This is a genomic window from Streptomyces sp. TRM68416 (assembly GCF_014596915.1).
Taxonomy (GTDB): Bacteria; Actinomycetota; Actinomycetes; order Streptomycetales; family Streptomycetaceae; genus Streptomyces.
The window spans coordinates 239181-261244 of record NZ_JACVWU010000001.1 but is presented as its reverse complement, the minus strand read 5'-3'; the positions used below and the strand labels follow the sequence as shown (position 1 = coordinate 261244).

Genomic DNA, 22064 nt, shown 5'->3' with positions numbered 1-22064 from the left:
TGAAACAACGTCAGAAACCAAAGCGGCGACAGGAACCAAGCAGGGCCAGGAACCAAGTAGAACCAGGAACCAAGCAGAACCAGGCAGATCAAGAAACCCGCTCCAGCTCCGCAGGAGGCGTCGGGCATGACCGAGCTCGTGGAACACGGACAGCTGTTCATCGGCGGGGAGTTGACCGACCCCCTCGGCACGGACGTCATCGAGGTGATCTCCCCGCACACCGAGGAGGTCATCGGGCGCGTCCCGCACGCCTCGCCCGCGGACGTGGACCGGGCGGTCGCGGCGGCGCGCCGGGCGTTCGACGAGGGGCCCTGGCCGCACGCGAGCCTCGACGAGCGCATCGAGGTCGTCACCCGCATCAAGGACGGCATCCTCGCCCGCCACGAGGAGATCGCCCGCGTCATCTCCGCCGAGAACGGCTCCCCGTACTCCTGGAGCGTCCTCGCCCAGGCGCTCGGCGCGATGATGGTGTGGGACGCGGCGATCACGGTCGCACGGAACTTCACCTACGAGGAGCAGCGCGACGGAGTCCTCGGGAAGATCCTCGTGCGCCGCGAGCCGGTCGGGGTCGTGGCGGCCGTAGTGCCCTGGAACGTCCCGCAGTTCATCGCCGCCGCCAAGCTCGCGCCCGCGCTGCTCACCGGCTGCACGGTCGTGCTCAAGCCGTCCCCCGAGTCGCCGCTGGACGCCTACCTGCTCGCCGAGATCGCGCAGGACGCGGGGCTGCCCGAGGGCGTGCTGTCGATCCTCCCGGCGGACCGTGAGGTCAGCGAGTACCTGGTCGGGCACCCGGGTGTCGACAAGGTCTCCTTCACCGGGTCGGTGGCGGCGGGGAAGCGGGTCATGGAGGTGGCCGCCCGCCATCTCACCCGGGTGACGCTGGAGTTGGGCGGCAAGTCGGCCGCGGTCGTCCTGCCGGACGCGGACGTCGAGTCGACGGTCGCCGGGGTCGTACCGGCCGCCTGGATGAACAACGGACAGGCGTGCGTGGCCCAGACGCGCATCCTGCTGCCGCGCTCGCGCTACGACGAGTTCGCCGAGGCCTTCGCCGCGGCGGCGGGCGCCCTGGTGGTCGGCGACCCGCTGGACCCGGCGACGCAGGTCGGCCCGCTGGTGGCGCGGCGCCAGCAGCGCAGGAACCTCGACTACATCCGCATCGGCCAGGAGGAGGGCGCGAAGATCCTCACGGGCGGCGGACGCCCGCCGGGCCTGGAGAAGGGCTGGTACGTCGAACCGACCCTCTTCGGCGACGTCGACAACTCCATGCGGATCGCCCGCGAGGAGATCTTCGGCCCGGTCATCTGCCTGCTGCCCTACGGCGACGAGACCGAGGCCGTGAAGATCGCCAACGACTCCGACTACGGGCTCAGCGGCAGCGTGTGGACGGCCGACGTCGAGCGCGGCATCGAGGTCGCCCGCCGGGTCCGTACCGGCACCTACTCGGTCAACACCTTCAGCCTCGACATGCTCGGCCCGTTCGGCGGCTACAAGGACTCCGGGCTGGGGCGGGAGTTCGGGCCGGAGGGGTACGGCGAGTACCTGGAGCACAAGATGATCCATCTCCCGGCGGGCTGGGAAGGGTAGGGAGGATGGGAGACCGCTGGCACGTCAAGGTCGACCGGTCGGTGTGCATCGGCTCGGCCCAGTGCGTCCACCACGCCCCCGACGGCTTCCGCCTCGACACCGGCCGGCAGTCCCACCCGGTCGAGGCGGAGACCGACGCGAACGAGCGGATCCTGGCGGCGGCGGAGAACTGCCCCGTGGAGGCGATCGTGATCAGTCTGCTGGGGAGCGGGGAACCGGTGTTCCCGCCGGAGGAATAGCCTTCGTCTCGATCCGTTCCGGTCTATCCGGATTTTGTCCGGAGAAATCCCAGCATGCCGATGCCGATGCCGATGCCGATGCCGATGCCGATGCCGACGTCGATGTCGACGTCGACGGTCCGGAAACCCGTCTCGTAGGTCCTTCACATGTCCCGGCCCTCGGGGGCCGTCAGGTCGATCAGGCGGCACACCGTCTCGATGTCGATCTTCACCTGGGCGATCGAGGCCCGCCCCGACAACCAGGTGATCAGCGCCGAGTGCCAGGTGTGCTCGATGACGCGGACCGCGGAGAGCTGCTGCGGTGTCGGGTTCTCCTGGCCCATCGCGTCCAGGATGATCGCGGTCGTCTGCCGGGATACCTGGTCCACCTCGGGGGAGACGCTGCGGTCCGCGAAGGTCAGGGCGCGGACCATGGCGTCCGCGAGGTGCGGCTCGCGCTGCAGTGCCCGGAAGGCCCGCATCAGCGTCTCCGCCACCCGCTGCGCGGCCGTGTCCCCGGCTGGCGGCTTCTTGCGCAGCGTGCCGTGCATGTGCTCCAGCTGGTCCTGCATCGTGGCGACCAGCAGATGGATCTTGGACGGGAAGTAGCGGTAGAGCGTACCGAGGGCCACCTGGGAGGACTCGGCCACCTCGCGCATCTGCACGGCGTCGAAACCACCCCGGCTGGCGAGCTGCGCGCTCGCGTGCAGGATGCGGCGGCGGCGCGCCTCCTGCCGCTCGGTGAGCGGCGGAGTGGCGGGGCGTGCGCTACTTGCTTCCGCAGGCATGGATCCCGTTCCGTGACAGTCGGTGAGGCCTGGTGATCACACAGAGCATGCCAGGCCTCGGCCGTGGCGTGAATCACCCGATCCACCGCTCCCAGCGCCGCTACCTGCCGGTAGATTCAGAGCCTCTTGAACGATCAAGTCTGTAACTTGTTCTAGATTAGCGTCCCGGCGTAATCTCGCGGGACAGTGCAGGGAGAAGGGGGCCCGGAGTGACCGCTGAGGCCAGTCAGGCGGGTTCCCCCGAGGGCCCCGCCGCGGACGGCGGGCGACCGCTCGACATCGCGCTTCTCACCTACAAAGGGAACCCGTTCTGCGGCGGCCAGGGCGTCTACGTCCGCCACCTCTCCCGCGAGCTGGCCCGCCTCGGCCACCGGGTCGAGGTCATCGGCGCCCAGCCCTACCCCGTGCTCGACGAAGGGGTCCCGCTGGTCGAGTTGCCCAGCCTCGACCTGTACCGCTCGCCCGACCCCTTCCGCACCCCGAAGAGGGACGAGTACCGCGACTGGATCGACGCCCTCGAAGTGGCGACGATGTGGACCGGCGGCTTCCCCGAACCGCTCACCTTCTCGCTGCGCGCCCGCCGCCATCTGCGCGCCCTGCGCGGCCGGTTCGACGTCGTGCACGACAACCAGACCCTCGGCTACGGCCTGTTGGGCGACATCGGCGCCCCCCTGGTCACCACCATCCACCACCCCATCACCGTGGACCGGCAGTTGGAGCTGGACGCCGCCGAGGGATGGCGGCGCGGCTACTCCGTACGCCGCTGGTACGCCTTCACCCGGATGCAGAAGCGCGTCGCCCGGCGGCTGCCCTCCGTGCTCACCGTCTCCGGCACCTCGCGCGCGGAGATCGTCGACCACCTCGGCGTCCGCGAGGACCGCGTCCACGTCGTCCACATCGGCGCCGACACGGACCTGTTCAAGCCGGATCCGTCGGTGCCGGTGGTGCCGGGCCGGATCGTGACGACCTCCAGCGCGGACGTGCCGCTCAAGGGCCTGGTCTTCCTCGTCGAGGCCCTCGCCAAGACGCGCACCGAGCACCCCGACGCCCACCTCGTCGTCGTCGGCAAGCGGCCCACCGAGGGCCCGGTCGCCCAGACCGTCGAGCGCTACGGCCTCGAAGGCGCCGTCCGCTTCGTCAAGGGCATCTCCGACGGCGAACTCGTCGACCTGATCCGCTCGGCCGAGGTCGCCTGCGTGCCCTCCCTCTACGAGGGCTTCTCCCTCCCCGCCGCCGAGGCCATGGCCACGGGAACGCCGCTGCTCGCCACGACCGGCGGGGCGATCCCGGAGGTCGCCGGGCGGGACGGGGAGACGTGCCTGGCGGTCCCGCCGGGGGACGCGGGCGCGCTGGCCGCCGGCCTGAGTCGGCTCCTCGGCGACCCGGACCTGCGGCTGCGACTGGGCTCCGCCGGGCGCGAGCGGGTCCTGCGGCACTTCACCTGGGCGCGGGCGGCGGAGGGCACGGTGGCCCACTACCGCGAGGCCGTCGCCCGTTCGACGGGAGGCGCGGCCGCGGCTCCTACGGGGGGCGCGCCCGCCGCCGCGGGTGCTCCAGAAGTTGTTGACGTTGAACCCGATGTATCCGATCGCGAAAGCAGGGCCACGTGCTGACCGTCGACTTCTCCCGGTTCCCGCTCGCCCCGGGCGACCGAGTCCTCGATCTCGGCTGCGGAGCCGGCCGGCACGCCTTCGAGTGCTACCGGCGCGGCGCCCAGGTCGTGGCCCTCGACCAGAACGGCGAGGAGATCCGCGAGGTCGCCAAGTGGTTCGCGGCGATGAAGGAGGCCGGCGAGGCCCCCGAGGGCGCCACGGCCACCGCGATGGAGGGCGACGCCCTGGCCCTGCCGTTCCCCGACGAGTCCTTCGACGTCGTGATCATCTCCGAGGTCATGGAGCACATCCCGGACGACAAGGGCGTCCTCGCCGAGATGGTCCGCGTGCTCAGGCCCGGCGGCCGGATCGCCATCACCGTCCCCCGCTACGGCCCCGAGAAGGTGTGCTGGACGCTGTCCGACGCCTACCACGAGGTCGAGGGCGGCCACATCCGCATCTACAAGGCGGACGAACTGCTCGCGAAGATCCGCGAGGCCGGCCTCAAGCCGTACGGCACGCACCACGCCCACGCGCTGCACTCCCCGTACTGGTGGCTGAAGTGCGCGTTCGGCGTCGACAACGACAAGGCGCTGCCGGTGCGGGCGTACCACAAGCTGCTGGTCTGGGACATCATGAAGAAGCCGCTGGCCACCCGGGTCGCCGAGCAGGCCCTGAACCCGCTGATCGGCAAGAGCTTCGTGGCCTACGCGACCAAGCCCCACCTGCCCAAGCTCCCCGAGGCGGACGCCCGGTGACCACCCCGCGGACGGAACACCTCGTCCTGCCCGGGGTCCTCACCGCCGAGCAGGCCGCCGCCACCGTCGCCGGACTGCTCGCCGTGCAGCGCGAGGACGGCGCGATCCCGTGGTTCCGGGGCCACCACCTCGACCCGTGGGACCACGTCGAGGCCGCCATGGGCCTGGACGCGGCCGGCGAGCACGACGCCGCCGAGCGGGCCTACGACTGGCTGGCCCGGCACCAGAACGAGGACGGCTCCTGGTACGCGGCGTACCGGGACGGCGCGTTCGACGACGTCACCGACCGGGGCCGGGAGACGAACTTCGTCGCCTACGCGGCCGTGGGCGTGTGGCACCACTACCTGTCCACCGGGGACGACGTGTTCCTGGACCGGATGTGGCCGACCGTGTACGCGGCGACCGAGTTCGTGCTGCGGCTCCAGCAGCCCGGCGGGCAGATCGGCTGGCGGCAGGACGACGACGGTACGGCGACGGCGGACGCGCTGCTGACCGGGTCGTCCTCGATCCACCACGCGCTGCGGTGCGCGCTCGCCATCGCCGAGCAGCGCGAAGAGCCGCAGCCGGACTGGGAGTTGGCGGCGGGCGCCCTGCGGCACGCGATCCGGCGGCACCCCGAGCGGTTCCTGGACAAGGACCGCTACTCGATGGACTGGTACTACCCGGTGCTCGGCGGAGCGCTCACCGGCGCCGAGGCGAAGGCGCGGATCGAGGAGTCCTGGGACGCCTTCGTCGTCCCCGGCCTCGGCGTGCGCTGCGTCGTCCCCAACCCGTGGGTGACGGGCGGGGAGTCGGCCGAACTCGCCCTGGCCCTGTGGGCGGTGGGCGAGTCCGACCGGGCGCTGGAGATCCTCCAGTCCATCCAGCACCTGCGGGACCCGGAGAGCGGGCTGTACTGGACGGGATACGTCTTCGAGGACGACGCGATCTGGCCGCGCGAGCTGACCACCTGGACGGCGGGGTCGGTGCTGCTGGCCGTCGCCGCGCTGGGCGGCCACGAGGCGACGTGCCAGGTGTTCGGCGGAGAGCACCTGCCGACCGGCCTGGACCCCGACTGCTGCGACTGACTCAGTGGCGGTGCACCCGGTCCGTGATGGCGTGCCCGACGAACAGGTGCACCACGGCCGCCGACCCGTACCCGGCCACGACCCGCGCCCACTCCTCGTCGAACGTGCTGCGTTCTGCGGAAGACACCCCCGCACCCCCGTGATCGTGGGACCAGCCCGCCGGCCGGCGGGCCGCGTCATGGATGAACCGCACGAAGTCCCGGCCCGGCTCGACGCCGCCGACGCCATCGGGTTCCTGCTGGAGACGCTCTTCGCCCTGGACCGCCGGCCCCGCCCCTACAACAAGTACCTGGAGTGGGAGTTGGCCCGGTTCCCGCTGCCCGGCTGGGACACCGCCGCGCTGCTCGACGCCGTGGGTCACATCGCGGGCACGGGCGACGTGAGCGCGCAGCGGCGGCTCTTCGTCCGGGTCGAGGCGGTGGCCCGGCGGGCCGGGCACGGTGCGGTGCTGGACGCCTGGGGTGAGGATCTGCGTCTGATGCGGGCGCCGTAGGGCGCTATGAGTTCAGCTCGGCCAGCACCCGGAGGGTGGGCGGGTCCGGGGCCAGGGCCAGCAGGTCCGTCACCGGGCCCTTGCGCCACAACTCCAGCCGTTCCGCGATGCGTTCGCGCGGGCCGACGAGGGAGATCTCGTCGGCGAAGGCGTCCGGCACGGCGAGCACCGCCTCCTCGCGGCGGCCTTCGAGGAACAGGCGCTGGATACGGCGGGCCTCCTCCTCGTAGCCCATGCGGGCCATCAGGTCGGCGTGGAAGTTGCGGGACGCGTGGCCCATGCCGCCGATGTAGAAGCCGAGCATGGCCTTCACCGGCAGGAGCCCCTCGGTGACGTCGTCGCAGACCCGCACCTGGGCCATCGGGGCGACGAGGAACCCGGGCGGGAGGTCGGGGAGCGCGTACGCGTCCGGGCGGGTGGGGGACCAGTACAACGGCAGCCAGCCGTCGGCGATACGGGTGGTCTGGGCGACGTTCTTCGGGCCCTCGGCGCCGAGGAGGACGGGGAGGTCGGCGCGGAGGGGGTGGGTGATGGACTTGAGGGGTTTGCCGAGGCCGGTGGCGTCCGGCCCGTCGTAGGGCAGGGGGTGGAAGCGGCCGTCCAGCGCGACGGGCGCCTCCCGCCGGAGCACCTGCCGCACGACGTCGACGTACTCCCGCGTCGCGGTCAGCGGCGACTTCGGGAACGGGCGGCCGTACCAGCCCTCCACCACCTGCGGCCCGGACAGCCCGAGGCCCAGCAGCACGCGCCCGCCGGAGAGGTGGTCGAGGGTGAGGGCGTGCATGGCGGTCGTGGTCGGCGACCGGGCGGCCATCTGCGCGACCGCCGTACCGAGCCTGATCCGTGAGGTGTGCGCGGCGATCCAGGTGAGCGGGGTGAAGGCGTCCGAGCCCCAGCTCTCGGCCGTCCACACCGAGTCGTACCCGAGCCGCTCCGCCTCCCGGGCCAGCGGCAGATGGCCGGGGTTGGGGCCGCGGCCCCAGTAGCCGAGCGCGAGACCGAGCCGCATACCTGCCTCCTGACGGTACGTCAGTTAACGGGGGGGCTGTGACTGTACGACAACGGCCCCCCGCCCGGAAGGGCGAGGGGCCGTGACTCCCAGGCGGGGTCAGCCGCGCTGGATGCCGCTCGTGTCCTGGAGCACACCGCGACGCCCGTCCTGCGTCTGCGCGACGAGCTGCGCGCCGCGCTGCTCCACGGCCAGGTACCAGGTGCCCGGCGCCAGTTCGGCGATCGGCGTCGGCGAACCGTCCTCCGCGAACAGCGGACGCGGCACCGGAACGGCGAACCAGAACGGGGAGAAGTCCCCGGCCGGCTGCGGCGCGGGCGCCTGCGGCTGCCCCGGCTGCGGCTGCCCGCCGAACGGCTGCCCGGCCTGCGGCTGACCACCGTACGGCTGCGGCTGGCCCGGCTGCGGCTGCTGGGCGCCCGGGTAGCCGTAACCGCCCTGCGGCTGACCGCCGTAGGGCTGGGGGGCGGCGGGGCGCGCGGCCGGGAGGAGACCGGCCTGGAGGGCGGGGACCAGCGGGGTGGCCACGGCGGCGGCCGCCATGAGCAGGGTGGCGACCAGCGCGAGGATCAGGCCCATACCGGCGGTGGGGGCACCGTCGTTCGAGCCGCCGAAGTTGTCGAAGCCGCCGGGCACGTCGAAGATGTTGCCCAGGGCGCACCACGCGGCGAACACCGTGAAGGCGACACCGAACTGGCCGAGGTCGAGCCCGGCGACCTTCGGAACCTGCGGCATACCCCGAGCGATGACAACGAGCGCGGCGCCGATGATGCCCGCCAGGACGACCCCGAACAGGACCGGCCCGCTCTCCCACAGGTTGGGGAGGTCGAAGCTGTCGGGAACATCATCGATCGAGTACAGATCGAGGAACGACGCGATGAAGAGCAACACCGCTGCTCCGATCACCACGCCGTCGCCTCTAGTGAGGGAGCGGATATTCACTTCAAGGTCCTTCGTAGGTCGTCTCGTCATCGTGGGAGGCGCCGCTGTCACCGTGTCGCCGTCAGGCCCCGGTGCGAAGCGCGGGGGTGGCCCCTCATCGTAGGGACGACACTATCGTCCGCCCCGACAGGGTGTCCGCCGGGATCCGCGCGCTGATCGCTACCCGCGCAGGAAACTCACGATTCCCTCAGAGATCCCTCGCGCCGCTTTCTGCCGCCACGCACCGCTGGTGAGCAGTGCCGCGTCCTTCGTATCGCGCATGTTGCCGCACTCGATGAACACCTTGGGAACCGTTGACAGATTGAGACCGCCGAGATCCTTCCGCGTGACGAGGCCGGTGCCGTCGCCGACGTAGTTGGAGGGGGCGCTGCCGGTGACGCGGACGAAGCTGCCCGCGATGCGCTCGCCGAGGTCGCGGGAGGGGGCGACGATCGGGCGGGTGTCGGCGGCGCCGGAGTTGACCGGGCCGGGGAGGATGACGTGGAAGCCGCGGTTGCCGGCGCCCGAGCCGTCGGCGTGCACCGAGACGACCGCGTCGGCGTTCGCCTCGTTGCCGATCCGGGCCCGCTCGTCGATGCAGGGGCCGTAGGCGCGGTCGCCGTCCTGGGTCAGCTTCACCGTGGCGCCCTGCTCCTCCAGCAGCGCGCGCAGGCGGTGGGCGACGTCCAGGGTGAACGCGGCCTCGGTGTCACCGGAGTTCGTGGCCGTGCCGGTGGTGTCGCACTCCTTCCAGGCGGTGCCGATGTTCACCTTGCGGTTGATCTCGGCGGTGTGCTGGAAGTTGCTGGGGTTGTGGCCGGGGTCGATGACGACGACCTTGCCCTTGAGCGGACCGGCGGCGGCCGGGGCGGAGGCCGTGGGGCTCGGGCCGGTCTTCTCGTCGTCGGCCGGGGCGGACGTGGGGGGCGTGGCGGACGTGGCCGGCGGGGTGCTCGCCGTGGTGTCCGACGGCGTTCGCACCGCCGCCGTCTCCGGCCCGGACCCGTCACCCGGGCCGCCGGTCGCCGCGTACACCCCCCATCCGAGCAGCGCGCCCGGCACGAGCGCGGCGAGCGCCACGGTCAGGGGGCGGCGCCTGGGGCGGCGGGGCGGATCGAGGTCGGGGCCTGTGTACGACACGTCTGCGACTCTAACCGGGGCCTCAGACCCCCGGCCCCGTTCGCCGCAGGACGCGCAGTGAGTCGGTCGCGGAGACCTCGGTGAAGGCGCCGGACGCGAGGGCCCTGCGGTAGATGCGGTACGGGGCCTGGCCGGTGAACTCGTCCACCGGGTCCGGGAAGACGTCGTGGATGACGAGCAGGCCGCCCGGCGCCACATGGGGGGCCCAGCCCTCGTAGTCGGCGGTGGCGTGCTCGTCGGTGTGGCCGCCGTCGACGAAGACCAGGCCGAGCGGGGCGCCCCAGATCCGCGCCACCTGCGGGGAACGGCCGACGAGGGCGATGACGTGCTCCTCCAGGCCCGCCCGGTGCAGGGTGCGCCGGAAGGTGGGCAGCGTGTCCATCAGGCCCAACTCGGGGTCGACCGTCTCCGGGTCGTGGTACTCCCAGCCCGGCTGCTGCTCCTCGCTGCCGCGGTGGTGGTCGACGGTGAGGACCGTCACGCCGGCGGCGCGGGCCGCGTCGGCGAGCAGGATCGTGGAACGGCCGCAGTAGGTACCGACCTCCAGGAGAGGCAGGCCCAGCCTGCCCGCCTCCACGGCCGCCGCGTACAGGGCCAGCCCCTCACCGGCCGGCATGAACCCCTTCGCCGCCTCGAACGCGGCCAGGATCTCGGGCTTGGGGGCCGGTGTCATGGAGCGGGGCCTTCCGGTCGTACGGACGTGTCGGCGCCCCATGGTGCACCACACCCCCGGTCCGCCGGGCGACCGGGGGGGTGGGGTCGGGCCGGGGTGGGCCTGGTGGCCGGGAGGGTGAGGTCCGTGTCGACCGCACCGTCGTCGCCCGCGTGGGTCGCGGAGGAGGCGTGCGGGCCGTGGCCGTCAGCGGGCCGTGAAGGGGCGCGGGGAACTGCGCGACCAGCCACCGCGACGCCGCAGACGACTGACGCTCCATCGCCGCACTTCCAGCGGAGCGCTTACGCGCGGACCAGGTGGGCGTCCTCCTCGCTGCTGGCGCGCAACTGGAGGTGGGCGGACGGGCGGCGGCCGGGCAGGAACAGGGCCAGGACCAGGCCCACGGCGACCGCGGCCGTGGCGATGAGGAAGGAGACGCGGAAGCCGTGCATGGTCGGGATCGCCACGCCGTTCACGGTGTTCGCCGTGTTGGCCAGCACCATGCCGACGACGGCGCTGGAGACGGACGTACCGATGGACCGCATCAGGGTGTTGAGGCCGTTGGCCGCGCCCGTCTCCGAGGCCGGGACCGCGCCGACGATCAGGGCGGGCAGCGAGGAGTACGCCAGCCCGATGCCCGCACCGAGCAGCACCGCGATGACCAGGCTCTGCCAGGCGGCGCTCATCAGGCCGAGGCCGGCGCCGTAGCCGATGGCGATGATCAGCAGGCCGAGGATCAGGGTGGACTTGGGGCCGTACTTCGCCGACAGGCGGGCGTAGACGGGTGCCGTGAGCATCATCGTCAGGCCGAGCGGCGCGACGAGCAGACCGGCGGTGACCATCGACTGGCCGAGGCCGTAGCCGGTGGCGGTGGGCAGCTGGAGGAGCTGGGGGAGGACCAGGGAGACGACGTAGAAGGAGACGCCGACCATGATCGAGGCGAGGTTGGTGAAGAGGACGGCGGGGCGCGCCGTGGTGCGCAGGTCGACCAGCGGGGCGGCGACGCGCAGCTCGTACAGGCCCCAGAGGAGCAGGACCGCGGCGGAGGCGGCGAACAGGCCGAGCGTGGTGGCCGAGGTCCAGCCCCAGTCGCTGCCCTTGGTGATGGGCAGGAGGAAGAGGACCAGGCCGGCGGAGAGGCCGAGCGCGCCGGGCAGGTCGAAGGAGCCCTCGGCGCGGGTCTCGGACTCCGGTACGACGAGGAGGGTGAGGGCGATGGCGAGGACGCCGAGGCCGGCCGCGCCGTAGAAGAGGGCGTGCCAGTCGGTGTGCTGGGCGACCAGGGCCGCCGCGGGCAGCGCGAGTCCGCCGCCGACGCCGATCGAGGAGCTCATCAGGGCCATCGCCGAGCCGAGCCGCTCGCGGGGCAGCAAGTCGCGCATCAGGCCGATGCCCAGCGGGATGGCACCCATCGCGAAGCCCTGGAGCGTACGGCCGGTGATCATCGGGAGCAGTGCGCTGGTGACGGCGCTGACCAGCGCGCCGACCACCATCACGGCGAGGCTGAGGACCAGCATGCGCCGCTTGCCGTACAGGTCGCCGAGGCGGCCCATGATCGGGGTGGCCACGGCGCCGGAGAGCAGGGTGGAGGTGAGGACCCAGGTGGCGTTGGAGGGGGAGGTGTCCAGCAGCCGCGGCAGGTCCTTGATGACCGGGACGAGCAGGGTCTGCATCACCGCGACCACGATGCCCGCGAAGGCGAGGACGGGGACGAGGGCGGGCCGGTCGGTGGTCGTTCGTGTCATGTGCAACTTGAACTCGGTGCGCCGGGGCAACTATTCCGATGCTTTGGCCAGCTAACTATTTCTTGACCTGGTCTTGAACAACGGGCCTAGGCGGCCGGCCTAGTCCCAAATTCCGATGCCAGGAGCGTCCGGCGGTTGAGAGCATGACAGGCATGCTGCGAGCCGCCGACACCACCGATCTGCCCCGCCGTACCGCGCCGCCCACCTGGCTGGTGGTGGCGCTCGCCTGCGCCGGGCAGTTCCTGGTCGTGCTCGACGTGTCCGTCGTGAACGTGGCCCTGCCGTCCATGCGCACCGGCCTCGGCCTGAGCGAGCAGGGGCTGCAGTGGGTGGTGAACGCCTACGCGATCGCCTTCGCCGGGTTCATGCTGCTGGGCGGCCGGGCCGGTGACCTCTACGGGCGCAAGCGCATGTTCCTGGTCGGGCTCGGCCTGTTCACGCTGGCCTCGCTGGGCGGCGGACTGGCCCAGGACGACTGGCAGCTGCTGCTCGCGCGGGCCGTGCAGGGTCTGGGCGCCGCCGTGCTGGCGCCGTCCACGCTGACCATCCTCACCTCGGCCGTGCCGGAGGGCGCCGCCCGGGCGCGGGCCATCGCCACCTGGACCGCCGTGGGCGCGGGCGGCGGCGCGGCCGGCGGCTTCGTCGGCGGCGTACTGGTCGACCTGCTGTCCTGGCGGTGGGTGCTGCTGATCAACGTGCCCATCGGCGCCGTAGTCCTGTTCGGGGCGGCCCGTTACCTGGCCGAGAGCCGGAACGGGGACCGGCGCAGGCTCGATCTGCCGGGCGCGGTGCTGGTCACGGCGGGTCTCGCGACCCTCGCCTACGGCATCTCGCAGAGCGAGGCCGAGGGGTGGACGGCCGCGGCCGCGCTGGTGCCGCTGGGCGCCGGGCTCCTGCTGCTGGCGGGCTTCGTCGCGGTGGAGGCGCGTACGGCGGCGCCGCTGATGCCGCTCGGACTGCTCGCGCGGCGGCCGGTGGCCTCGGCGAACGTGGCGATGTTCCTGTGCGGGTCCGCGATGTTCTGCATGTGGTTCTTCATGACCCTGTACGCCCAGAACGTGCTCGGCTACACGCCGACGGAGGCCGGGCTCGCCCTGGTGCCGAGCTCGCTGGCCGTCGTCGTCGGCTCCAAGCTCGCGCCCCGGTTCATGCCGCTGCTCGGGGCCCGTCGGCTGGCGGCGCTCGGCACCCTGGTGGCGGCCGTCGGCTTCGGCTGGCAGTCGACGATGACGGCGGACGGCGGCTATCTCACGGCGATCCTGTTCCCGGGGATCCTGATGATGCTGGGCGCGGGCCTGACGGCGACCCCGCTGGCCGCCCTCGCCACGGCGGGAGCGCCCCCGCAGGAGGCGGGCCTGCTGTCCGGCCTGGTCAACACCTCCCGCACCATGGGCGGCTCGCTCGGACTCGCCGCCATGTCGACCGTCGCGGCGTCGCGGACCGGGGGAAGCCCGACGCCGCAGGCGCTGACCGAGGGGTACGCGCTGGTGTTCCGGGTGGGGACCGGGGTGCTGGTGGCGGGGGTGGTGCTGATGCTGGTGTGGCTGCCGCGGAGAATTCCTGCGGAGTGAGGCAACGGTTCGGGCGGCTCGTGGACTCCTTCTTTCATCTAGGAGGTGCCCATGGGGGAACGGACACGGGCTCGGGACGAGGAGTTCCAGCACTTCGTCACCGGCCGCTGGCCGCGGCTGATGCGCACGGCATTTCTCCTCACGGGGGAGCAGCACGCCGCGGAGGACCTGGTCCAGTCGACGCTGGAACAGGTCTACGTGGCCTGGCGCAAGGTCGGCGCTGCCGACGAACCGGACGCGTACGTACGGCGCGTGATGATCAACGCGCATGCGCGCAAGCACCGCAGACGGCTCAAGGAGTTCCTGGCGCCCAAGGACGACTCGGGCCTGGTGCGGGAGGTGGCCGACGCCGGTGACCGCATCGCCCAGGCCGACGACCGGGGCGTCCTGCTGACGGCCCTGGCCCAACTCCCGCCCCGCCAGCGGGAGGCGGTGGTCCTGCGCTACTGGGAGGACCTCACCGAGGCCCAGGCGGCGGAGGCGATGGGCTGTTCCGTCGGCACGGTGAAGAGCAACGCGGCCAAGGGGATCGCGAAACTGCGCGCCATACCGGGTCTGGCCGAGACGGTGACACACGGAGGGCGGAAGTGATGAGCGCGGACCGGGAGACAGACGTCGACATGACACACAGGGACATCGCCCTCCTGCTGGCCGACGCCGCGGACGAGGTCGAGATCGGCATAGCCCCCACCCAGGCCGTCCTGAGAGGCGGCCGCCGCCGCAGGGCCCGCCGCTGGGCGGTGGCGACGGCCACGGCACTGGTGATCGCGGGGACGAGCGGGGCGGTGGCGGTGGCGGGGCTGCCGGGCGGCGGGGAGCCGGGACAAGTGGCCACCGAGCCTTCGCCGGAGCGGCGGAACCTGTCGTTTCCGGAGCGCACCACACTGGCGACCGGGACGGAGGACGGGAAGGGGTGGAGGGTGATGGTGGACGTGTGGCCGGCGCCGCGCAACGAGGCGGAGGCGGACACCGTGTGGAATGCGATGGCGGACTTCGGCCAGCACCCCCCGGAGGCCAAGGTGCCCTCGGAGCTGATCGGCAGGATCACGTACTTCGTGCACCGCCGCTACGGCGACGAGCAGACGACGGTGATGGAGAACACGGTTCCCGAGTCGGAGACCCACTCCGGGAGGGACCTCGTCGGCGGTGCGGTCACGCTGGAGCCCCGCGAGGACGGGCCCGTCCGCCTTGCCATCGGCAGCGTCGCCAAGAGCGCCCAGCGTGTCGGCTGCGCCTGGAAGGACGGCACGCGGACCGTGGTGCAGAGGGACCCGGCCGGCACGGTGACCGGCACGGACCATCTGGCGATCCGGCCTGCCGAGGGCTCCCCCTTCGACTGGTTCGTCTGCCTGGCGCCCAAGGGGACGGAGTTCCGGAACGCGGAGGTGACGCGGTAGGCGCTCACGAACCTTCTGCGGCGGGCGGCGCCAGCGCCGGATCGATCACCGTCTCCCCGGTCAGCACCCGGCGGATCGCGGCGGTCAGCTCGGCCACGGGGCCGTCCTTCACCAGGAAGCCCGCGGCCCCCGCCGCCATGGCCCGGCGCAGGTGACCGGGCCGGGCGGAGGTGGCCAGGACCAGTACCCGGCAGTCGGGCGCCTGCTCGCGCAGCTCGGCGGCGGCGTCCAGGGAGTCGACGTCGAGGAGGGCGACGTCCGGCCGGTGGGTGAGCGCGGCGTCCACGATCGCCTCCCTCGTCCCCACGCGTGCCACGACCTGGAGGTCCGGCTCCATCCCCAGCAGGACCGCGAGCGTTCCGTGCGTCATCGCTCGGTCCCCGGCGAGCAGCACCCTGATGGACTTGGCGGGCCGGTGGTCCCGGGGCATCTCGTTCACGGGGCAAGCGTAGGTCCGGTGGTCGGGGTCCGCCCGTCCACATTTCTGACATGCCGTCAGGAGTCTTCACAAGTCATCCGGGCTGGGCTATACAGAGGGTCGCCGTACTGGAACGCGTTCTAGAACGGGCGGGTTCCGCGGCCCCGTGACGACCCTGGTGCGACCGACGGTGCGGACGGCCGCACCGGGGTCTCGGCCCCCCTGTCCTGCCCCTGCCCCCGCCCCCGCCCCGTCAGGAGCCCCATGCCCATCGACGCAGCCAAGGCCCTCGCGGCCGCACCCCGGACCGGCGAGATCACCTGGACCTCCAAGGACGTGCAGCTCTACCACCTCGGCATCGGCGCGGGCACCCCGGCGACCGACCCGCACGAGCTGCGCTACACCCTGGAGTCCCGGCTGCACGTCCTGCCCAGCTTCGCCACCGTCGCCGGCGCCGGATCCCCCGGCGTGATCAGTGGCCTGTCCATGCCCGGCATCGAGGTCGACCTCGCCCGCGTCCTGCACGGCGGCCAGAGCCTGGAGATCCACCGCCCCCTCCCCACCGAGGGCACGGCGACCGCCACCTCCCGCGTCGCCGCCGTCTACGACAAGGGCAAGGCCGCCGTCCTCGTCCTGCGCACCGAAGTCGCCGACGCGGACGGGCCGTTGTGGACCAACGACGCCCAGATCTTCGTACGCGGAGAAGGCGGCTGGGGCGGCGACCGGGGCCCGTCCGCCCGCCCGGAACCGCCGACGGGCGAGCCGGACAAGACCGTCGAGCGGCCCGTCCGTGAGGACCAGGCCCTGCTCTACCGGCTGTCCGGCGACTGGAACCCGCTGCACGCCGACCCCGAGTTCGCCGCGAAGGCCGGCTTCGACCGGCCCATCCTGCACGGACTGTGCACCTACGGCATGACCCTGAAGGCCGTCGTCGACACCCTGCTCGACGGCGAGGTGGGCCGGGTGCGCTCCTACACCACGCGGTTCGCCGGGGTCGTGTACCCGGGCGAGACCCTGCGCATCCGGCTGTGGCGGACCTCCGGCACCGAGGTCCGGGCAGCCGTCAGCGCCGTCGAGAGGGACGACGCACCCGTCCTCACCGACACCGTCGTCCAACACTCCTGAGCCAGACCGACGTCCGAGGGGAGCCGCACCATGCGCGCAGCCGTACTGCAGGAGACCGGCCAGGACAAGCTGGAGGTCCTCGACGACGTCGAGGCGGTGGGCTTCGGCCCCGGCCGGGTCAGGGTCCGGGTGCGCGCCACCGGGCTGTGCCACTCGGACCTGTCCGCGATGAGCGGCGTACTGCCGCAGCCGACGCCGTTCGTGCCCGGCCACGAGGGCGCGGGGGAGATCCTCGAAGTCGGCGAAGGCGTCAGCGCCCTCAAGCCCGGCGACCGGGTCGTCGTGTGCTGGCTGCCCGCCTGCGGCGCCTGCCCCGCCTGCAAGCGCGGCCAGACCCAACTGTGCCTGGCCGGTTTCATGAACGCCGGCACCCCCAACTTCAGGCGCCCCGGCGGCGATGTGTTCGGCTTCGCCGGCACCGGCACCTTCGCCGAGGAGGTCGTCGTCGACGCCGGCTGCGCGGTGCCGGTCCCCGACGACGTGCCCTTCGACATTGCCGCGCTCATCGGCTGCGGTGTCACCACCGGCCTGGGCGCCGCGCTCAACACCGCGGACGTGGAGGCCGGTTCGTCGGTCGCGGTCATCGGCTGCGGCGGCGTCGGCATCTCCGCGATCCAGGGCGCCCGGCTCAAGGGGGCCGCGGAGATCGTCGCCGTCGACCCCGTCGTATCGCGCCGCGAGTCCGCGCTCAAGTTCGGTGCCACCAGGGCCGTCTCGCCCGAGGAACTGGCGGACGCCAAACAGACGGTCACCGGCGGCGAGGGCTTCGACTACGTCTTCGAGGTGGTCGGCAAGTCCGCCACCGCCCGCACGGCCTACGAGAACACCCGCCGCGGCGGCACCCTCGTCATCGTCGGCGCCGGAGCCATGGACGACTTCCTGCAACTCAACATGTTCGAGCTGTTCTTCGACGAGAAGCGGATCCTGCCGTCGATGTACGGCGGGGGAGACGTCCTGCGCTCCTACGAGCGGACCGTCGCCCTGTGGCGGGCGGGCCGCATCGACCTGGACGGCCTGATCACCCACCGGGTCCCCCTGACCGGGATCAACGAGGCGCTCGACCAGATGCGCACGGGCACAGCGCTGCGCACGTGCATAGAGATCTGAGGTCGTCCATGACCACGCCACTTGAGGGGCTCACCGCGATCGTCACCGGCGCCGGACGCGGGCTCGGCCGGGCCGAGGCGCTGGAGCTGGCCCGGCTCGGCGCGGCCGTCGTCGTCAACGACCACGGACAGTCCGGCCGCGACGGCTCGGGCGAGTCCTCCGCCGGACCCGCCGAGCAGGTCGTCGCCGAGATCCGGGCGGCGGGCGGCCGGGCGCTCGCCCACGCCGGGGACGTCGGGGACTTCCAACAGGCCTCCGAACTCGTCGAGTCGGCCGTGTCGGAGTTCGGCAGACTGGACATCCTGGTCAACAACGCCGGCATCCTGCGCGACCGCATGGTCTTCTCCATGACCGAGGGCGAGTGGGACTCGGTGATCCGCGTCCACCTCAAGGGTCACTTCAACACCATCCGCTTCGCGGCCGCGCACTGGCGCGAGCGGGCCAAGGCCGCGGGCGGGCCGGTGTACGGGAGGATCGTGAACACCTCCTCGGAGGCGTTCCTCGCCGGTTCCGCCGGACAGCCCAACTACGCGGCCGCGAAAGGCGGAATCGTCGGCCTGACCACCTCCACGGCCCTCGCGCTCGCCAAGTACGGCGTGACGGCGAACGCCATCTGCCCGCGCGCCCGCACCCGGATGACGGAGGACGTGTTCCCCGACCGCCCCGCCGACGGATCACACGGAGGGCTCGACCCGCTCGCCCCCGAGCATGTCGCCCCGCTCGTCGGCTATCTGGCCTCGCCCGCCGCCGCGCGCATCAACGGCCAACTGTTCGTCGTGCACGGCGGCATGGTGGCGGTCGTCGAACGACCCCGAGTGCGGGCCCAGTTCGACAGCAAGCAGGACACCTTCACCTACGACGAGCTGGACGCCCTGCTCGGCCCGCACTACGCGGACCGGCCGGCGGGGGAGACGTTCGCGGCGGCGGAGGTGCTGGGGCTCAGGCGGGCGTAGGCACGCGAAGCCGAAGCGGGCATCGACACGGAAAAGCGGCCCTGCTCCTCGCCTTCGCGCGAGGAGCAGGGCCGCTTTTCCGTCGTTCAGGCCGCCGCCGTCTCGGTCTGCTCCACCGGCTTGCGGTGACGGCCGCGCGGGGCCCCTTCACCGTCGTGGGACGAGACCGGACCGCGGTGCCTGCCGTGACCGGCGTGCTCCTGGGCCTCAGCGGGCTGCTGGGTCGTAGTGGCGTCGCTCATCGGAAGAAATTCACCCCGTCAACATGATCTTTCATACAGCCGGGCGAGTTTAACCGTCGTACCGCGGGCCGAATCCAGCCGCACACGCCAACTGCCACTAGTTCGTTACAAGACGTCCCAACGGCGCTTGCTGCAACGGCACCGGACGTGCCACGGCGGGCGCCGGGGGGTCCGTCTCCGCGGCTGGTTCCGCCGCCGCCGCGGTGTCGGCGACCGCCGTGGCGTCCGCCCCCGAAGCCGCGTCGCCCGAGGCATCCGTGTCCCCTGCGCCTCCCTGCCCCGCCGCCCCCGAGGCCGCCGCCACCCGAGCCACTCCACAGGGCATCTCCGCGGTGGAGTACGGCAGTTGCAGCACCCCGTCCCGTGTCCACAGCCCGGCCCCCGCCAACCAGCCCGCCGGCGCCGGCAGGTGATGCATCTGCCGGTCGGCGGGCCGCCACACGCCGACCCAGCTGCCGAGCGGACCGTCCACCCGCAGCGCCACCCCGCAGCTCTCCGGCATCAGCACCTGCCCCGGCTGGATCGCGAACGGCGTCACCGTGCAGCCCGGCACCTTCAGGCACTCCGGGAACCGCACCGGCAGCGTGCTGCCCAGCACCCCCCAGCCCAGCCGTTCCCGCCCCGGCGACGGCGCGTCCGAGCCGATCAGCAGCAGCCCGCTGTCCGGGTCCGCGAGCAGCAGCCGGTCGTCGCTCTCCGCCGTGATCTGCAGCAGCGGCGACACCTCGCAGCCGCGCTCCAGATCCACCACGACCGCCTTGGTCCGGCCGCCGACCTCCCGGTCCAGGACCAGCATCCGCCCCGTGCGGTCCAGCCACACCCCGCCCGAGCACCGCCCGGGGATCTCCCCGATGTGCTCGGGCCCGAAGGCGCCGCCCGCCACCAGCCACACCGTGCTGAAGTGCGGGCCGACGGCGAGGGCGTACGCCTTCTGCCCGCACGGCGCGGGCGGCAGCAGCCGCAGCCGGGTGTCGGCGTCGGGGCACTCGACCGCGCCCAGCAGCAGCTCGCCGGTGCCGGGTCCCGACGGGTAGAGCAGCGAGAAGACATGCCGTCCGGCGGTGGGCCGGCGGATCAGGACCCGGCCGTCGCCCATGGGCTGCAGCTCGGTGCCGGGCTCCTCGGGCTGGTTGCCGGGCAGCGGCACCGCGTAGGGCTCCGGGCCGTCCAGCGTCCAGCGCTCCGGGAACCAGCAGTCACCGGCCGACGCGAGCCGGGCGGCGTAGACGCCGTCGGCGGTGATGCTGCACGACCGGTGCGGGGACGGGGCTACGGCGCCTCCGCCGGCCTTCGCGCCTCCGCCGGTCCCGGCGCTTTCGCCGGCCCCTGTGTCTCCGCTGGTCCCGGCGCCTTCGCCGGCCTTCGCGCCCTCGCCGGCGCGTGTGTCCCCGCCGGTCCCGGCACCTTCGCCGCCCCCCGCGTCCCCGCCCGCCCCCGCGACCGCGTCCGCTTCCGTCGGGGCTCCGTCCGAGTCTCCCGCCGCCGTTTCGATGGCACAGGCCGTCATCGTCTGGTCACCTCCGGCCACGAAGCTAGTTTTCGCACGCACAGACGGGGGACCGGGAGGCTTCCGCTTCACACATAAGGGTGGCCCAGGAACGATTCGTCTGAGGAAACAGGGGTCGCTGTGCTGAGCGGGAGGGCCGGGCACCGGGACGGTTCAGCGGAAGAGAACGGCCAGGTAGCCTTTTCCCCGTGCCCCGTCTGTCTGAAGTCATCGCCGCGCTGGAGAACCTGTGGCCCGCCGAGCGGGCCGAGTCCTGGGACGCGGTCGGCACGGTCGTGGGCGACCCCGACCAGGAGGTCACCCGGGTCCTGTTCGCCGTCGACCCGGTCCAGGAGATCGTCGACGAGGCGCTGAAGCTGGGCGCCGACCTGCTGGTCACCCACCACCCGCTCTACCTGCGCGGCACGACGACGGTCGCGGCCTCGCACTTCAAGGGCCGGGTCGTGCACACCCTGATCAAGAACGACATCGCGCTGCACGTGGCCCACACGAACGCGGACACCGCCGACCCCGGCGTCAGCGACGCCCTCGCCGGCGCGCTGGACCTGAGAGTCGTACGGCCGCTGGTGCCGGACCCGACGGACCCGTCCGGGCGCCGCGGTCTCGGCAGGATCTGCGAGCTGGACCACCCGCGGACCGTCCGCGAGCTCGCCCGGCGGGCCGCCGAGCGCCTGCCCGCCACCGCGCAGGGCATCCGCGTCGCCGGCGACCCCGAGGCGGTCGTCCGCACGGTCGCCGTGAGCGGCGGCTCCGGCGACAGCCTGTTCGACCAGGTCCGTGCGGCCGGGGTCGACGCCTTCCTCACCGCGGACCTGCGCCACCACCCGGCGTCCGAGGCCCGCGCCCACAGTCCCCTCGCGCTGCTCGACGCGGCGCACTGGGCCACCGAGTGGCCCTGGTGCGAGCAGGCCGCCGCCCAGCTCGACGAGATCTCCGACCGACACGGATGGGACCTGCGCGTCCACGTCTCGAAGACGGTCACCGACCCCTGGACCAGTCACTCCCCTTCACCTGGAGCCCCCAACTGAACGCCGCGCCCGCCGACCAGATCCGACTTCTCGACGTCCAGGCCCTCGACGTCCGCCTCCAGCAGCTCGCGCACAAGCGCCGCTCGCTGCCCGAGCACGCCGAGATCGAGTCGCTGACCAAGGACCTCACCCAGCTGCGCGACCTGCTCGTGGCCGCGCAGACCGAGGAGAGCGACACCGCCCGCGAGCAGACCAAGGCCGAGCAGGACGTCGACCAGGTGCGCCAGCGCGCCACCCGCGACCAGCAGCGCCTGGACTCCGGTGCCATCACCTCCCCCAAGGACCTGGAGAACCTCCAGCGCGAGATCGCCTCCCTCGCCAAGCGGCAGGGCGACCTGGAGGACATCGTCCTGGAGGTCATGGAGCGCCGCGAGTCCGTGCAGGAGCGGGTCGCCGAGCTGACCGAGCGGGTCGGCTCCGTGCAGGCGAAGATCGACGACGCGACCGGGCGCCGGGACGCCGCGTTCGAGGAGATCGACCGCGAGGCGGCCTCGGTGACGAAGGAGCGCGAGGTGGTCGCCGGGGCCGTACCCGCGGACCTGCTGAAGCTCTACGACAAGCTGCGCGAGCAGCAGGGCGGCATCGGCGCGGCCAAGCTGTACGCGCGCACCTGCCAGGGCTGCCGCCAGGAACTGGCGATCACCGAGCTCAACGAGGTCCGCTCGGCGGCCCCCGACACGGTGGTCCGCTGCGAGAACTGCCGCCGCATCCTGGTGCGTACGGCCGAGTCGGGCCTGTAGGGGTTCTCG

General features: G+C 72.6%; 20 protein-coding genes and 4 pseudogenes. 14 read left to right on the top strand and 10 right to left on the bottom strand.

Annotated features, from left to right (window positions below; all coding sequences use genetic code 11):
* Positions 1-126: 126 nt before the first annotated feature.
* The gene (locus ICC28_RS01125) at positions 127-1584 is read left to right on the top strand and encodes an aldehyde dehydrogenase (protein ID WP_188286428.1); all 1458 of its coding nucleotides are present in this window, start codon (positions 127-129) and stop codon (positions 1582-1584) included.
* Between the two features lie 5 nt (positions 1585-1589).
* Positions 1590-1823: a ferredoxin gene (locus ICC28_RS01120; protein WP_188286427.1), complete on the top strand. Its 234-nt coding sequence runs from the start codon at positions 1590-1592 to the stop codon at positions 1821-1823.
* Between the two features lie 143 nt (positions 1824-1966).
* Here ICC28_RS01120 and ICC28_RS01115 read toward each other — a convergent pair whose 3' ends face one another.
* Positions 1967-2590, bottom strand: a complete 624-nt coding sequence (locus ICC28_RS01115; RefSeq protein WP_188286426.1) for a TetR family transcriptional regulator — start codon at positions 2588-2590, stop codon at positions 1967-1969.
* 209 nt (positions 2591-2799) lie between these two features.
* Between ICC28_RS01115 and ICC28_RS01110 the strand changes: the two genes are divergently transcribed.
* From ICC28_RS01110 to ICC28_RS01100, 3 genes are read left to right on the top strand one after another with little or no spacing between them, the layout of a single operon-like run.
* Positions 2800-4203 carry a glycosyltransferase family 4 protein gene (locus ICC28_RS01110; protein ID WP_188286425.1) on the top strand — a complete coding sequence of 468 codons (1404 nt, stop codon included), beginning with the start codon at positions 2800-2802 and terminating at the stop codon, positions 4201-4203.
* Entirely contained in the window at positions 4197-4940 is a 744-nt protein-coding gene (locus tag ICC28_RS01105; protein WP_188286424.1) for a class I SAM-dependent methyltransferase, read from the top strand. Before ICC28_RS01110 ends, ICC28_RS01105 begins: the two co-directional genes overlap by 7 nt.
* Positions 4937-6007, top strand: a complete 1071-nt coding sequence (locus ICC28_RS01100) for a prenyltransferase/squalene oxidase repeat-containing protein (RefSeq protein WP_188286423.1) — start codon at positions 4937-4939, stop codon at positions 6005-6007. The genes ICC28_RS01105 and ICC28_RS01100 overlap by 4 nt, the downstream gene beginning before the upstream one ends.
* 1 nt (position 6008) lies before the next feature.
* Here ICC28_RS01100 and ICC28_RS01095 read toward each other — a convergent pair.
* Positions 6009-6206 (bottom strand): annotated as a pseudogene (locus tag ICC28_RS01095) (hypothetical protein); the annotation flags it as partial.
* Between the two features lie 3 nt (positions 6207-6209).
* On the opposite strand from ICC28_RS01095, the pseudogene ICC28_RS01090 reads away from it, so the two are divergent.
* A pseudogene (locus ICC28_RS01090) lies at positions 6210-6500 on the top strand (hypothetical protein); the annotation flags it as partial.
* Positions 6501-6504: 4 nt separating this feature from the next.
* On the opposite strand, the gene ICC28_RS01085 reads toward ICC28_RS01090, so the two are convergent.
* The 5 genes and pseudogenes from ICC28_RS01085 to ICC28_RS01065 all read right to left on the bottom strand — a co-directional run bounded on the left by ICC28_RS01085 (position 6505) and on the right by ICC28_RS01065 (position 11967).
* Positions 6505-7509, bottom strand: coding sequence for an LLM class F420-dependent oxidoreductase (locus ICC28_RS01085; RefSeq protein ID WP_188286422.1), 1005 nt, complete (start codon positions 7507-7509; stop codon positions 6505-6507).
* 99 nt (positions 7510-7608) lie between these two features.
* On the bottom strand, positions 7609-8451 hold the full coding sequence (locus ICC28_RS01080) for a DUF5336 domain-containing protein (protein WP_188286421.1): 843 nt from the start codon (positions 8449-8451) through the stop codon (positions 7609-7611).
* A 159-nt stretch (positions 8452-8610) separates the two neighbouring features.
* The gene (locus ICC28_RS01075; RefSeq protein WP_188286420.1) at positions 8611-9570 is read right to left on the bottom strand and encodes an N-acetylmuramoyl-L-alanine amidase; all 960 of its coding nucleotides are present in this window, start codon (positions 9568-9570) and stop codon (positions 8611-8613) included.
* Positions 9571-9592: 22 nt separating this feature from the next.
* A complete protein-coding gene (locus ICC28_RS01070; RefSeq protein WP_188286419.1) occupies positions 9593-10243 on the bottom strand; it encodes a class I SAM-dependent methyltransferase in 651 nt (216 codons plus the stop codon).
* Positions 10240-11967, bottom strand: a pseudogene (locus tag ICC28_RS01065) (MFS transporter). Before ICC28_RS01065 ends, ICC28_RS01070 begins: the two are co-directional and overlap by 4 nt.
* Before the next feature lie 143 nt (positions 11968-12110).
* On the opposite strand from ICC28_RS01065, the gene ICC28_RS01060 reads away from it, so the two are divergent.
* Genes ICC28_RS01060 through ICC28_RS01050 form a run of 3 tightly spaced genes read left to right on the top strand, consistent with a single transcriptional unit; the run spans position 12111 to position 14935 of the window.
* The gene (locus ICC28_RS01060) at positions 12111-13538 is read left to right on the top strand and encodes an MFS transporter (protein WP_188286418.1); all 1428 of its coding nucleotides are present in this window, start codon (positions 12111-12113) and stop codon (positions 13536-13538) included.
* A 51-nt stretch (positions 13539-13589) separates the two neighbouring features.
* Positions 13590-14129 (top strand): SigE family RNA polymerase sigma factor, encoded by a 540-nt coding sequence (locus ICC28_RS01055; RefSeq protein WP_188286417.1) that lies wholly within the window; start codon positions 13590-13592, stop codon positions 14127-14129.
* Between the two features lie 29 nt (positions 14130-14158).
* Positions 14159-14935: a hypothetical protein gene (locus ICC28_RS01050; RefSeq protein WP_223188176.1), complete on the top strand. Its 777-nt coding sequence runs from the start codon at positions 14159-14161 to the stop codon at positions 14933-14935.
* A gap of 19 nt (positions 14936-14954) precedes the next feature.
* On the opposite strand, the pseudogene ICC28_RS01045 reads toward ICC28_RS01050, so the two are convergent.
* Positions 14955-15365, bottom strand: a pseudogene (locus ICC28_RS01045) (response regulator); the annotation flags it as partial.
* A gap of 252 nt (positions 15366-15617) precedes the next feature.
* Between ICC28_RS01045 and ICC28_RS01040 the strand changes: the two are divergent.
* The 3 genes from ICC28_RS01040 to ICC28_RS01030 are packed head-to-tail and all read left to right on the top strand — an operon-like array spanning position 15618 to position 18538.
* Positions 15618-16478: a MaoC/PaaZ C-terminal domain-containing protein gene (locus ICC28_RS01040; RefSeq protein WP_188286415.1), complete on the top strand. Its 861-nt coding sequence runs from the start codon at positions 15618-15620 to the stop codon at positions 16476-16478.
* A 30-nt stretch (positions 16479-16508) separates the two neighbouring features.
* On the top strand, positions 16509-17585 hold the full coding sequence (locus tag ICC28_RS01035) for a Zn-dependent alcohol dehydrogenase (RefSeq protein ID WP_188286414.1): 1077 nt from the start codon (positions 16509-16511) through the stop codon (positions 17583-17585).
* 8 nt (positions 17586-17593) lie between these two features.
* Complete coding sequence (locus ICC28_RS01030) at positions 17594-18538, top strand: 3-oxoacyl-ACP reductase (RefSeq protein WP_188286413.1); 945 nt, start codon at positions 17594-17596, stop codon at positions 18536-18538.
* A gap of 86 nt (positions 18539-18624) precedes the next feature.
* On the opposite strand, the gene ICC28_RS01025 is transcribed toward ICC28_RS01030, so the two are convergent.
* The gene (locus tag ICC28_RS01025) at positions 18625-18780 is read right to left on the bottom strand and encodes a hypothetical protein (protein WP_188286412.1); all 156 of its coding nucleotides are present in this window, start codon (positions 18778-18780) and stop codon (positions 18625-18627) included.
* 97 nt (positions 18781-18877) lie between these two features.
* A complete protein-coding gene (locus ICC28_RS01020) occupies positions 18878-20287 on the bottom strand; it encodes a hypothetical protein (RefSeq protein ID WP_188286807.1) in 1410 nt (469 codons plus the stop codon).
* A gap of 188 nt (positions 20288-20475) precedes the next feature.
* Here ICC28_RS01020 and ICC28_RS01015 point away from each other — a divergent pair, with 188 nt between their 5' ends.
* Both ICC28_RS01015 and ICC28_RS01010 read left to right on the top strand, forming a co-directional pair.
* Positions 20476-21315, top strand: coding sequence for a Nif3-like dinuclear metal center hexameric protein (locus ICC28_RS01015; protein ID WP_188286411.1), 840 nt, complete (start codon positions 20476-20478; stop codon positions 21313-21315).
* Positions 21312-22055: a zinc ribbon domain-containing protein gene (locus ICC28_RS01010; RefSeq protein ID WP_188286806.1), complete on the top strand. Its 744-nt coding sequence runs from the start codon at positions 21312-21314 to the stop codon at positions 22053-22055. Before ICC28_RS01015 ends, ICC28_RS01010 begins: the two co-directional genes overlap by 4 nt.
* The last annotated feature ends 9 nt before the right edge of the window (positions 22056-22064 follow it).